The 240-nt window shown below is 60.8% G+C and carries 1 protein-coding gene; it reads left to right on the top strand.

Annotated elements, in window-relative coordinates; all coding sequences use genetic code 11:
• Positions 1 to 15: 15 nt before the first annotated feature.
• A partial coding sequence (locus tag N7568_RS25175; RefSeq protein ID WP_261612356.1) for a hypothetical protein occupies positions 16 to 240 on the top strand: 225 nt, incomplete at its 3' end.

The raw sequence follows: 240 nt of genomic DNA on the forward strand, positions 1-240 counted from the left end.
CAGAAGGCAGAAGTTGTGTCAGTAGGTCAAGGCCAGGAAGAGGGCTCCGAAGAGCTCCGTAAATGGCTGTCTGGTCGTAAGCCCGTCACCGGGGCAGACACGATGCTGCGTTTCGTCAAGACGCCCGAAGGGGCTTTCGATCTCAGCAATGCGCACCCCTCGGGGCTGGCGCAGTTTCTCGCAGGCCGCAGAACGCGCCTGTCCACACTGATCAGGGACCGCCAACAATACTTGGTGGCG

The organism is Paenarthrobacter aurescens, from assembly GCF_025421775.1.
Classification (GTDB): Bacteria; Actinomycetota; Actinomycetes; order Actinomycetales; family Micrococcaceae; genus Arthrobacter; species Arthrobacter aurescens_B.